Below are 11,448 nucleotides of genomic sequence, written 5' to 3'. Positions count from 1 at the left end.
CGGAGGAACCGTGGCCCTTCCCCAGTTGACTGATGAGCAGCGCGCTGCTGCTTTGGAGAAGGCAGCTGCTGCCCGCAAGGCCAGGGCTGAGCTCAAGGAGCGCCTGAAGCGTGGCGGCACCGACCTCAAGCAGGTCCTCAAGGACGCCGAAGACAACGAAATCTTGGGCAAGATGAAGGTTTCGGCACTGCTCGAGGCGCTGCCCAAGGTGGGCAAGGTCAAGGCTCAGGAGATCATGACCGAGCTGGAGATTGCACCGACCCGTCGCCTTCGTGGCCTCGGTGATCGGCAGCGCAAGGCTCTGCTCACCAAGTTCGACTTCGAGGCCTGAGCCGACAAGTGATGATTGCTGACGCGGCAGTGTCTGATGATTGCTGACGCAACAGTGTCAGAGAGCAAGACCGCAGTGCGGAGGGGTCGGCTGGTTGTACTGGCCGGCCCTTCGGCTGTCGGTAAGTCCAGCGTCGTTCGCGAGCTGAGAACTCGGTTGCCTGAACTCGTTTTCAGTGTTTCGGCGACCACTCGCGATCCCCGTCCAGGTGAAGTGGACGGCAAGGACTACCGATTCACCTCCCGTGAAGAATTTCAACGGATGATCGACTCCGGTGAACTTCTCGAATGGGCGGAAATCCACGGCGGCCTGCAGCGCTCCGGCACCCCCGCAGCTCCGGTCGAAGAAGCGCTCGAAGCTGGAAAGCCCGTTCTCGTCGAGGTCGATCTCGCCGGAGCACGAGCTGTCCGCAAGGCGATGCCCGAGGCTCTGTTGGTGTTCATGGCTCCACCGAGCTGGGACGTTCTGGTGCAACGGCTGACCGGACGTGGAACCGAAACGGAAGACGTCGTGGCGCGCCGACTCGAGACGGCCCGAGTGGAATTGGCCGCACAGGACGAGTTCGACACGGTCATCGTGAACGAGGATGTAAGCCGTGCTTGCGATGAGTTGGTATCCTTGTTGGTTGGGAACTGATTCCGCACCCTTCGGGAACCGATTTCCACCCCGTTTCTCAGATATCCGGATCGATAAAACTAGTTCTTCAATGAAGATCTAATTCAGGAGACACAAGAGTGAGCAGCACTTCAGCCGCGTCCGCAGCAGGTCAGGGCGCTCTGCCTGCCTACGACACCCCGCTCGGCATCACCAACCCGCCGATCGACGAGTTGCTCGAACGCACCTCTTCCAAGTACGCCCTGGTCATCTACTCGGCCAAGCGCGCGCGCCAGATCAACGACTACTACAACCAGCTCGGTGACGGCATCCTCGAATACGTCGGACCTCTGGTCGAGCCCGGTCTGCAGGAAAAGCCGCTGTCCATCGCGTTGCGTGAAATCCACGCTGATCTCCTCGAGCACACCGAAGGCGAGTGAGCACCACATCTGCCGCACCCGAACCTCGTTCGGGTGTCGGGGGAGTATCCGACGCGCCCACATCGATACGTAAGCGCATTGTCGTCGGTGTCGGTGGGGGTATCGCCGCGTACAAGGCGTGCTCGATAATCCGCAGCTTCACCGAGAGCGGTCATCACGTCCGCGTGATTCCGACCGAATCCGCTCTGGAGTTCGTCGGGCGCGCGACGTTCGAAGCACTCTCCGGCAACCCGGTTCACACCGGCGTCTTCAACGACGTCCCGCAGGTTCCGCATGTCCGTCTCGGACAGGAAGCCGATCTGGTCGTCATCGCGCCGGCAACCGCTGATCTGATGGCGCGAGCGGTCATGGGTCGCGCAGACGACCTGTTGACGGCCACTTTGTTGACCGCGCGCTGTCCGGTCGTCTTCGCCCCAGCAATGCACACCGAGATGTGGGAGCACCCCGCAACGGTCTCGAACGTGGCGACACTGCGTTCGCGCGGCGTCCACGTGATCGAACCTGCCTCCGGGCGTTTGACCGGGAAAGACACCGGAGCCGGTCGACTTCCCGAACCCGACGAGATCGTCGGGTTGGCATCGTTGCTCCTCGAGCGCTCGGACGCGTTGCCGCGCGACCTGGAGGGTCGCCGCATTCTGGTCACCGCCGGCGGTACTCGCGAGCCGCTCGATCCCGTGCGATTTCTCGGTAATCGCAGCTCGGGCAAGCAGGGCTACGCGCTCGCCCGTCTTGCCGCGCAACGCGGCGCGCACGTGACACTGATCGCCGGGTACACGGCTGATCTCGCCGACCCCGCCGCTGTCGACGTCGTGCACATCAAGACGGCCGAAGATCTCCGGTTGGCAGTGGAAAAGCACGCACCGGGACACGACGGAGTCGTCATGGCTGCGGCTGTCGCGGACTTCCGCCCCACCACCGTCGAAGGCAGCAAGATCAAGAAGGGCGCAAACGAACCCGACTCGATCAGCCTCACCAGAAATGCCGACATCCTCGCCGGTCTCGTCGAAGCGCGTCGTGACGGCGACTTGGATGCTCGAACGGTGATCGTCGGATTCGCCGCTGAGACCGGTGACGCCCATGGTGACGTTCTCACCTATGCCCGCTCCAAGCTTGCCCGCAAAGGTTGCGATCTCCTCGTGGTCAATGCGGTCGGCGAGGGCAAGGCGTTCGAGGTCGATCACAACGACGGTTGGTTGCTCGGTTCCGACGGCTCGGAGTCCGCTCTCGAACACGGATCCAAGGCTTTGATGGCCAGTCGAGTACTCGACGCCCTGGTCAAGCTCTTTCCCGAGTAGCGACACGCGCCCGGTGGTGAGAGTTACCCCACGATAATCGGGTGAGTACAAGGGTGTTGCGCAGGCGGTCCAACCGTTATCGTCGGCTCAGCCCCCAGCTAACAAAGCATGACAAAACGGTCACCGAACGGTGATTCGGATACTTCAATAAGCTGTAGTCAAGAACTCAGTCGTCGAGAGGGAGATCTGTGAGCAAGTCCGGCAGTCGGCTATTCACCAGCGAGTCCGTCACCGAGGGGCACCCGGACAAGATCTGTGACGCGATCAGCGACTCGATCCTCGACGCGCTGCTCACCCAGGACCCGCGCGCCCGCGTGGCCGTCGAGACACTGGTCACCACCGGCCAGGTTCACGTAGCCGGTGAGGTCACGACCACTGCGTACGCGGACATTCCGAAGATCGTGCGCGACACAGTCCTCGAAATCGGCTACGACAGCTCCGCAAAGGGCTTCGACGGAAATTCGTGCGGCGTCAACGTCGCGATCGGCGCCCAGTCGCCCGAGATCGCGCAGGGTGTCGATCACTCGCACGAGGCTCGCGTCGACGGAATCAGCGACGACGAGATCGACCGTCAGGGTGCGGGCGACCAGGGCCTGATGTTCGGCTACGCCACCACCGACACGCCGGAACTGATGCCGCTGCCCATCGCGCTGGCTCATCGTCTCTCTCGCCGGTTGACCGAGGTCCGTAAGTCCGGCGTGCTGCCGTACCTGCGCCCGGACGGCAAGACCCAGGTCACCATCGAGTACGACGGTGACAAGGCTGTCCGTCTCGACACCGTGGTCATCTCCACCCAGCATGCCGCTGACATCGACCTCGACAACCTGTTGACGCCCGATCTTCGTGAGAAGGTGCTTCTCTCGGTGCTGACCGACGTCAACCTCACCGATCTCGACACCTCCGATGTTCGTCTGCTGGTGAACCCGACGGGCAAGTTCGTCCTCGGTGGCCCGATGGGTGACGCCGGTTTGACCGGGCGCAAGATCATCGTCGACACCTACGGCGGAATGGCTCGCCACGGTGGCGGCGCGTTCTCCGGCAAGGACCCGTCAAAGGTCGACCGCAGCGCTGCCTACGCCATGCGCTGGGTGGCCAAGAACGCTGTTGCCGCAGGTCTGGCCGACCGCATCGAGGTTCAGGTCGCCTACGCCATCGGCAAGGCAGCTCCGGTCGGACTCTTCGTCGAAACCTTCGGCACCGAGAAGACCGATCCGGCACGGATCCAGAAGGCGATCACCGAGATCTTCGACCTGCGTCCGGGAGCGATCATCCGCGACCTCGACCTGCTGCGCCCGATCTACGCGCAGACGGCGGCATACGGTCACTTCGGTCGCACCGATATCGACCTCCCGTGGGAGAGCACCGATCGCGCCGACAAGCTGCGTAGCGCAGCTGGTCTCTGATCACTGACGTACAGACGGGGCGCGGGTGGGCGCGGAAAGAGTAGCGGCAGAAGTCGATCCGGTCGCCCGGGTGCTGCCGATGCTCCCGCTCGCTCACCTCGACCGTGAATTCGACTACCTCGTTCCTCGTGAACTCGAAGCGGATGCGCAGCCCGGAGTCCGGGTGCGCATCCGCTTCGCTGGTCGTCTGGTGGACGGTTTCATCGTCTCGCGCGAGGCGACCAGTGACCATCAGGGGAAGTTCGGCTGGCTCGAACGCGTCATCTCGTCCGAGCGGGTCCTGACGGCCGAAATCGCGCAAGTCGTCGATCGTGTGGCGGAGCGTTATGCCGGAACCCGTGCCGATGTTCTCCGTTTGGCGGTACCGCCGCGGCACGCGAAGGTCGAGGCGGAACCGTGGGGGCCCGCCGAGCCGCCGTCCGCTCCTGAACCGATCGAAAATGGTTGGCATCTCTACAGATTCGGTGACGCCTTCCTGTCCGCCATTCGCGAGTCGAAAAGCCCACGTGCGGTCTGGCAGGCGTTGCCTGGTGAAAACTGGCCACTGCGCCTGGCCGAACTGGCCGGGGCCGTAGCGGCAAGTGGTAAATCCGCGATCCTGGTTGTGCCCGATCAACGCGACCTGGACCGCGTCGTCGCCGCTTGTACCGAACTCTCCGGAGCGGATGCGGTGGTAGGTCTGTCCGCGGGCCTGGGGCCGGCCATGCGATACCGAAGGTGGCTCGCTGCACTGCGCGGGACCGCCCGGATCGTCGTCGGCACGCGGAGTGCTGTTTTTGCGCCGACGGCCGAGACCGGTCTTGTCGTCGTCTGGGACGACGGCGACGACAACTTGTCCGAGCCGCGGTCGCCGTATCCACATGCCCGCGAAGTTGCCGTCCTGCGTGGCTACGTCGCCGGGTGCGCCGTCGTGATCGGTGGGTTCTCCCGTACGGCAGAAGCGCAGGTACTCGTCGACTCGGGATGGGCGCACGATCTGGTCGCTACGCGGGACGTCGTTCGTGCCCACGCACCCAAGATCACCGCGCTTGCCGACAGCGATCAAGCCTTGGCCCGCGATCCGGGAGCCAGAGCGGCTCGTTTGCCCGCTATTGCATTCGCGGCCGCCCGGCGCGCTCTGGGTGAGGGCAACGGAGTCCTGGTGCAGGTGCCTCGGCGGGGGTACGTACCGACCCTGGCCTGCGGAAAGTGCCGTGCCCCGGCACGGTGCCGTCGGTGCAACGGCCCACTGGCTCTTCCCGCTGCGGCAGGTCCCGACGGCGCCGGGACACCGGCGTGCCGCTGGTGCGGGGTTGCCGATGCCGCCTACCGATGTCACGCGTGCGGGGCGAAAGCGTTGCGCGCGGTGGTGGTCGGTGCCGGCCGGACCGCCGAAGAACTCGGGCGGGCGTTTCCCGGTGTGAAAGTTGTTCTGTCCGGGGGCAGTGATGTGGTCAAGGAACTGCCACACGGGCCCGCGTTGGTGGTCTCGACAGTGGGTGCGGAGCCGGTGATGACCGGCGGCTACGGCGCCGCGCTCTTGCTCGACGGTTGGGCACTGCTCGGCCGGCCCGATCTTCGCGCCGCCGAGGAAACACTCAGACGCTGGATGTCGGCTGCTGCCATGGTGATTCCGCTGTCCGAAGGCGGTGAAGTTGTGGTTGTCGCAGACTCGGGTATCCCGACGGTGCAGGCGTTGGTCCGATGGGATCCAGTGGGGCACGCACAGTCTCAATTCGAGGAGCGAGACGAGGTCGGCTTTCCTCCGGCCGTTCACATGGCTGCGATCGACGGTGGATCCGCAGCAATTGCGGAGTTGGTGGACTCGGCTGATCTGCCGGCAAGTGCTGTACTGCTCGGACCAGTGGAACTGCCTGCGGGGGAGAGGCTTCCGTATTCGGGTGAGGACGAGAGCGGTGTCGCGCCGGAGCGAATGCTGGTCCGCGTTCCACGCAAGGACGGTCGCGGCCTTGCGGACGCTCTGGCACATGCGAGGGCCGCGCGCAGTGCGCGGAAGTCTTCGGGTCCGGTCCGCATTCAGATCGACCCACGCCGCATCGGCTGATTTTCGAGTTGTCGGAGGAATCCTTGCGCTACCCGATATGACGATATATCGTCGAACTATCAACGATAGTGATGGAGGTTCGACGATGGATGCAAGTTTCCCGAACGAGGGGATGTTCGGCCGGCGCGGTTTCTTCGGCGGTTTCGGCCGTGAGCAACGGCCACCATTTGTGATGTGGGTGCCGACGGACGACGGCGCGTCGGGCGATGGTCCCGGCGATCGAGACGGTGGACGACGCGGTCGACCGCACGAGCGGCCGGGCTTCGGTGACATGCCACGCAGAGGCCATCGGCGGGGGCGTTTCGGTCCAGACGGCGGACCCGGCCCCGGCTTCGGTCCGGGCGCTCAGTTCGGTCGCGGGCGAGGACGTGGCGGACGAGGTCGTCGAGGAGATGTGCGCGCTGCGATTCTGCTGTTGATCGCGGAAGAGCCGATGCACGGCTACGAATTGATTCAGCAGATCGTCGAGCGCAGCGGCGGCGTCTGGAAGCCGAGTCCGGGCTCCATTTATCCCGCGCTGTCCCAACTCGAGGACGAAGGACTGGTGATCATCGAAAAGGTTGCCGGCCGCAAAACCGCCAAGCTGACAGAAGAAGGCGTCGCGTACGTCGAGGAACATCGCGCCGATCTCGGGGCGCCGTGGGATGACGTTCGTCTCAGCGTAGGGGAGCCGGAGCAGGACCTTCGAGAACTGATCGGCCAGCTGATGGGCGCGGCCGGTCAAGTGGCTGCTGTAGGCACACCAGCGCAGGTCAAGGCCGCAGCCGACGTGCTTGTCGAGGCGCGCAAATCGCTCTACCGAGTGCTTGCCGGTGATGACTCCGATGAAGGCGGCAATTGAGACGTCGGATACCTACTGTTCGGTAGGGTATGCGCCTCGAAGTTTCTGGTGTTACGGTCAGCTCCCTCGTAGGATCAGAGCAGGAGCAGGAACAATGTCTGGCGTCAAACGGTCTGTGGGACTGACATTTTCGGTAGCAGTGGCGCTGCTGATCGGAGCACCGCCGGCGATATCGGCTGCAGCACCGACGCTCCCGTCTGCGAGTGCCGACGCGATGGATGTTCCCCTCGTTATCGGCCCAGGCCAGGTGTCGCGTTCGGTAGCCACCGCATTCGCTCATGCTCATCCAGGATCCGCACCTGCCGGGTCGAACGATTTCGGTTGTGAGCCTTCCGCCACGCATCCCCGACCGGTTGTACTCGCCCACGGAACCGACACCGAGGCGTACGCGGATTGGGCGGCCCTGTCGCCGGCACTGGCAGCTGACGGCTACTGCGTCTTCGCTCTCAATTACGGCGGTGCGATCAAAGAAGAAGACGGGGACGTCGCACACGAGACCTACGGCGTCGGCGACATAGTCGGTAGTGCCACCGCGTTCGGTTCTTTCGTCGATCAGGTGCTGACCGCGACCGGAGCGGACAAGGTCGACGTGATCGGCTATTCCCAAGGCGCGACGGTGACGCGGTACTACGTCAACAAGATGGGCGGCGACGCCTACGTCGATCATTGGGTCGGTTTGGCTTCGCCGACCTACGGTGGGGTGATGTTCGGGTTGGTTCCCATTGTCCGTGCGATCCCCGGCGGAGAAGACTTTGTCGAAGACGTCTTTTCGCGAGCTGTCCGCGAGCAGATGCAAGGGTCGGATATGTTGAACACCCTCAACGCCGGCGGTGACACCGTACCCGGAGTGCGCTACACGACCATCGGGTCCACTGTCGACGAGATGATCCAGCCGTCCTCGAACATCGCGCTCCGCGGTGCCGGCGCAGAAAACATCGTCCTCCAGGATCTGTGCCCGTCTAACCTGACCGGCCACTTCCGCATGCCGTACGACCCATACGTGATCGACGTCATCCGGACGGTCCTCGACCCCGATGCCGAGCGGCACGCTTCGTGCAGCGTGGTGCCGCTCGGCACGGATATTCCGCAAGTGGTCATCGACGCAAATTCGTGAGCTGCAACTTCGTGAGCTGCAACTTCGTGAGCTGCTAACTCGTGAGCACCGAGATCACGTGGGTCGGGATGTTTACTCGGCGAGCTTGGCAGTGGCCTGCGCCCACAGGAAGAACTTGTTCGTTCCGAGGTCGCGGACGGTCTTGATGTTGAACGCTGCCTTCAAATGTTCTGCGTCCGAATCGCTTACGCCGTTGAGTGCCGCGACCGGGGCGTCCGCCAATTCTTCGACGGACTTTCCTGCGTAGGCCTTGTCGAACTTACTGTCGATGCCTGCCATCTAAGTTCCTCCGTGTGATCGGTGTATCCCGTATCAGCCTCCGCCGAGTGGCGACGACAGAAACAGTCAATACCGAGGACCGGTGAATGTGCAGGGTTCTGATCAAAGAAATTGCTGAGAAAGTGGTTCGGTGCGGCGCGAGGTAGGTCGTAGCTCTCGCAGTCCTTAGACTGACAGTTCCACCCACCGACACATCCGGGAGCATTTTCGTGAGTTGCAGTCCACCGCGTTCGACAGGCCGATCGGCTGATCAGAGTCCGAAGAGCCCAACGAAACGGGATAGCTGACATGCGCGTCGTGTTCGCCGGAACACCCGAACCCGCGGTTCCTTCACTGCGTCGGCTCATCGAATCCGCCAACCACGAAGTGGTAGCCGTCGTCACGCGTCCGGACGCTGTGGCGGGCCGCGGTCGAAAAGTCACCCGATCGCCGATCGGTCTGCTTGCCGACGAGCACGGCATCCCGGTGCTGACGCCGGCCAAGGCGTCCGATCCCGACTTCGCGGCCGAACTCGCCCGCCTCGAACCGGACTGTGCACCCGTCGTCGCCTACGGAAACCTGTTGCCACAGAACGTCCTTGACATTCCGAAATACGGTTGGGTCAATCTGCATTTCTCGTTGCTTCCCGCGTGGCGCGGCGCCGCGCCGGTGCAGGCCGCGATCAGTGCCGGTGACGAGGTGACGGGCGCCAGCGCGTTCCGTTTGGAAGCCGGGATGGATACCGGCCCCGTGTACGGAGTGATGACCGAGCGGATTCGCGACACCGATACGGCGGGCGACCTGCTCGGACGTCTCGCGGAAAACGGCGCTGCCCTCCTCGAATCGGTACTCGACGGACTCGAGGCCGGCGAGATCAACGCGGTTCCGCAGTCTGCCGACGGCGTCTCGTATGCCCCCAAGGTGACGGTGGACGCGGCCCGCGTGCGGTGGGAACTGCCCGCTCGCACAGTGGACCGGCATATCCGAGCCGTCACACCCGCACCCGGGGCATGGACGATGATCGGTGATCTTCGAGTCAAGGTCGGCCCGATCACCGTCACGGACGAGACCCTGGCAGTCGGTGAGATCTCGGTACGCAAGGATGGTCTGTACATCGGTACCGCGACCACCGCGGTGCGACTCGGGCAGATTCAGCCCCCGGGCAAGAAATTGATGTCGGCAGGGGACTGGGCACGCGGTGCCCGACTCGACGCGGAGGTACGAGCACAGTGACCGAATCACGACGACCGGCACGGCGGACACAGGGTCCCGGAGCCAAGAACGGCGGCGGCGGCAAGAACACCAAGCCGAAGCAGGCCAAGCGGCCTGATCCGGCAACCGCCGGGCTCGATCAACCGCGTCTGGCGGCGCGTGACGTCCTGCGCGCGGTCCGTGAGCGTGACGCGTACGCGAACCTGGTTCTGCCAGGGCTCCTGCGTGACCGCAAACTCGACGCACGCGATGCGGCGCTGGCAACCGAACTGGCGTACGGCGCGGCACGTGCTCAGGGACTGCTGGATGCGGTGATCGCCCATGCAGCGGGTCGGCCGATCGAAGAGATCGACGGAACTCTGCTCGATGTTCTCCGACTCGGCTCGTACCAATTGCTGCGCACTCGTGTCGCACCGCACGCTGCCGTCGCAACCTCGGTCGATCTGGTCCGCGCCGAAAACGGCCAGGGCCGAGCAGGATTCGTCAATGCGGTCCTGCGCCGTGTTTCCGAACGCACCCAGGAGGAGTGGGTCGAGCTGCTGGCCCCGAAGGACCCGGTCGGCCGGCTCGCCTTCGAGCACGCTCACCCCCTGTGGATCGCGCAGGTATTTGCCGACTCGCTCGGCGCTGCTGCCGGTGAACTCGAAGACGTCCTGATCGCCGACGACGCCCGCCCTGCCGTACACCTCGTCGCCCGCCCCGGCGAGATCTCCGCCGAGGAGCTAGCACTGGTGACCGGCGGCGAGATCGGGCCGTACTCGCCGTACGCCGTGCATCTCGACGGCGGTGACGCCGGACAACTCGAGGCGGTCCGCCAAGGCTTGGCGGGCGTGCAGGACGAGGGCAGTCAGCTGGTGGCCCGCGCCCTCAGCATTGCTCCTCTCGAAGGTGAAGACTCCGGACGCTGGCTCGATCTCTGCGCAGGTCCGGGCGGTAAGGCAGCGCTTCTCGGCGCTCTCGCCGGTATCGAAGGCGGGCGACTCGACGCCGTCGAGCCCGTCGAACACCGTGCCGAGTTGATTCGCAAGACCACTCGCGAGCTTCCCGTGGACGTACACGTGGCGGACGGCCGCGAATCCGGGCTCGAACCCGGATACGACCGCATCCTCGTCGACGCTCCCTGCACCGGGTTGGGTGCGCTGCGTCGGCGCCCGGAGGCACGTTGGCGTCGGCAGCCGTCCGATGTGGCCCCGCTCGTGAAGTTGCAGCGTGAATTGCTTGCTGCCGCAATCGAACTGGTTCGCCCCGGCGGAGTGGTGCTGTACTCCACGTGCTCGCCGCACTTGTCGGAAACGCTGGCTGTGGTCGCCGATGCGGTGCGGCGTCATGGCGTCGTGGAACTCGACACCAAGGCATTGGTGCCAGGTGTCCCGGACGTCGGAGACGGATCGTCGGTTCAGTTGTGGCCGCATCGACACGGCACGGACGCTATGTTCATGGCCGCTTTGCGCAAGCCGCTGGCCTGATCGGATGACTTCTGGGCATCGGTAGTCGTATGGTGCCTACATGGTTACGTGGGAACAGGTTGTAGTACTGGGTTCGGCTCTTCCCTCCGTGGAAGAGTCGACCTCGTACAACACCCCGGCACTCAAGGTGGCAGGTAAAACTTTTGCACGGCTCCGCACCGAAGCGGAGGGCGCTTTGGTCGTGATGTGCGGTCTGGACGAGAAGGAGGCGCTACTCGCCAGTGGCGAGGCGGCTTTCTTCACCACCGATCACTATCACGGGCACGGCTCGATCCTCGTGCACCTCGAACTGATCGACGAGGTGCAGTTGGGTGAGATGCTCGAAGACGCGTGGCGGATCAAGGCACCGGCCAAGGTGCGAAAGCTCCACACCGTCGTCAAGAACTGATCGGATTTCACCGGCTCCGATGTGCATGCACGGTCGGCAATGAGACACAGCTAAACTCGGCG

12 protein-coding genes are annotated in these 11,448 nt (G+C 64.2%); 11 read left to right on the top strand and 1 reads right to left on the bottom strand.

Annotated features, from left to right (window positions below):
• Positions 1-10 precede the first annotated feature (10 nt).
• The 8 genes from mihF to PCS43_RS01285 all read left to right on the top strand — a co-directional run bounded on the left by mihF (position 11) and on the right by PCS43_RS01285 (position 8,062).
• Positions 11-331, top strand: a complete 321-nt coding sequence (gene mihF, locus PCS43_RS01320; RefSeq protein ID WP_003944825.1) for an integration host factor, actinobacterial type — start codon at positions 11-13, stop codon at positions 329-331.
• 36 nt (positions 332-367) lie between these two features.
• Positions 368-967, top strand: coding sequence for a guanylate kinase (gene gmk / locus PCS43_RS01315; protein WP_003944801.1), 600 nt, complete (start codon positions 368-370; stop codon positions 965-967).
• Positions 968-1,065: 98 nt separating this feature from the next.
• A complete protein-coding gene (rpoZ, locus tag PCS43_RS01310; RefSeq protein WP_003944996.1) occupies positions 1,066-1,365 on the top strand; it encodes a DNA-directed RNA polymerase subunit omega in 300 nt (99 codons plus the stop codon).
• Positions 1,362-2,660 carry a bifunctional phosphopantothenoylcysteine decarboxylase/phosphopantothenate--cysteine ligase CoaBC gene (gene coaBC / locus PCS43_RS01305; protein ID WP_003944888.1) on the top strand — a complete coding sequence of 433 codons (1,299 nt, stop codon included), beginning with the start codon at positions 1,362-1,364 and terminating at the stop codon, positions 2,658-2,660. Before rpoZ ends, coaBC begins: the two co-directional genes overlap by 4 nt.
• A gap of 188 nt (positions 2,661-2,848) precedes the next feature.
• Complete coding sequence (metK, locus tag PCS43_RS01300; protein WP_209908611.1) at positions 2,849-4,063, top strand: methionine adenosyltransferase; 1,215 nt, start codon at positions 2,849-2,851, stop codon at positions 4,061-4,063.
• Positions 4,064-4,088: 25 nt separating this feature from the next.
• Positions 4,089-6,107 (top strand): primosomal protein N', encoded by a 2,019-nt coding sequence (locus tag PCS43_RS01295; protein ID WP_082239108.1) that lies wholly within the window; start codon positions 4,089-4,091, stop codon positions 6,105-6,107.
• Positions 6,108-6,279: 172 nt separating this feature from the next.
• A complete protein-coding gene (locus PCS43_RS01290) occupies positions 6,280-6,948 on the top strand; it encodes a PadR family transcriptional regulator (RefSeq protein WP_370333985.1) in 669 nt (222 codons plus the stop codon).
• A gap of 94 nt (positions 6,949-7,042) precedes the next feature.
• Positions 7,043-8,062, top strand: coding sequence for an esterase/lipase family protein (locus PCS43_RS01285; RefSeq protein ID WP_042445675.1), 1,020 nt, complete (start codon positions 7,043-7,045; stop codon positions 8,060-8,062).
• A gap of 72 nt (positions 8,063-8,134) precedes the next feature.
• On the opposite strand, the gene PCS43_RS01280 is transcribed toward PCS43_RS01285, so the two are convergent.
• Positions 8,135-8,341, bottom strand: coding sequence for a hypothetical protein (locus PCS43_RS01280; protein WP_003944900.1), 207 nt, complete (start codon positions 8,339-8,341; stop codon positions 8,135-8,137).
• A 288-nt stretch (positions 8,342-8,629) separates the two neighbouring features.
• Here PCS43_RS01280 and fmt point away from each other — a divergent pair, with 288 nt between their 5' ends.
• From fmt to PCS43_RS01265, 3 genes are read left to right on the top strand one after another with little or no spacing between them, the layout of a single operon-like run.
• Positions 8,630-9,553 (top strand): methionyl-tRNA formyltransferase, encoded by a 924-nt coding sequence (fmt, locus tag PCS43_RS01275; protein ID WP_007727991.1) that lies wholly within the window; start codon positions 8,630-8,632, stop codon positions 9,551-9,553.
• The gene (locus PCS43_RS01270) at positions 9,550-10,998 is read left to right on the top strand and encodes an RsmB/NOP family class I SAM-dependent RNA methyltransferase (RefSeq protein ID WP_270922987.1); all 1,449 of its coding nucleotides are present in this window, start codon (positions 9,550-9,552) and stop codon (positions 10,996-10,998) included. The genes fmt and PCS43_RS01270 overlap by 4 nt, the downstream gene beginning before the upstream one ends.
• Before the next feature lie 40 nt (positions 10,999-11,038).
• On the top strand, positions 11,039-11,386 hold the full coding sequence (locus PCS43_RS01265; protein ID WP_003944924.1) for an MmcQ/YjbR family DNA-binding protein: 348 nt from the start codon (positions 11,039-11,041) through the stop codon (positions 11,384-11,386).
• Positions 11,387-11,448 lie beyond the last annotated feature (62 nt).

It is taken from the genome of Rhodococcus sp. C-2, from assembly GCF_027854095.1.
In the GTDB taxonomy this organism is placed as follows: Bacteria; Actinomycetota; Actinomycetes; order Mycobacteriales; family Mycobacteriaceae; genus Rhodococcus_F; species Rhodococcus_F qingshengii.
Note: the sequence above shows the minus strand (reverse complement) of the source record. Positions and strands in the feature narration are given on the sequence as shown.

Excerpts from the sequence above, each read along its gene's own strand:
- fmt (WP_007727991.1), top strand. The coding sequence starts at position 8,630 with ATGCGCGTCGTGTTCGCCGGAACACCCGAACCCGCGGTTCCTTCACTG.
- PCS43_RS01280 (WP_003944900.1), bottom strand. The coding sequence starts at position 8,341 with ATGGCAGGCATCGACAGTAAGTTCGACAAGGCCTACGCAGGAAAGTCC.
- PCS43_RS01290 (WP_370333985.1), top strand. The coding sequence starts at position 6,280 with ATGTGGGTGCCGACGGACGACGGCGCGTCGGGCGATGGTCCCGGCGAT.
- PCS43_RS01265 (WP_003944924.1), top strand. The coding sequence starts at position 11,039 with ATGGTTACGTGGGAACAGGTTGTAGTACTGGGTTCGGCTCTTCCCTCC.
- PCS43_RS01285 (WP_042445675.1), top strand. The coding sequence starts at position 7,043 with ATGTCTGGCGTCAAACGGTCTGTGGGACTGACATTTTCGGTAGCAGTG.
- gmk (WP_003944801.1), top strand. The coding sequence starts at position 368 with ATGATTGCTGACGCAACAGTGTCAGAGAGCAAGACCGCAGTGCGGAGG.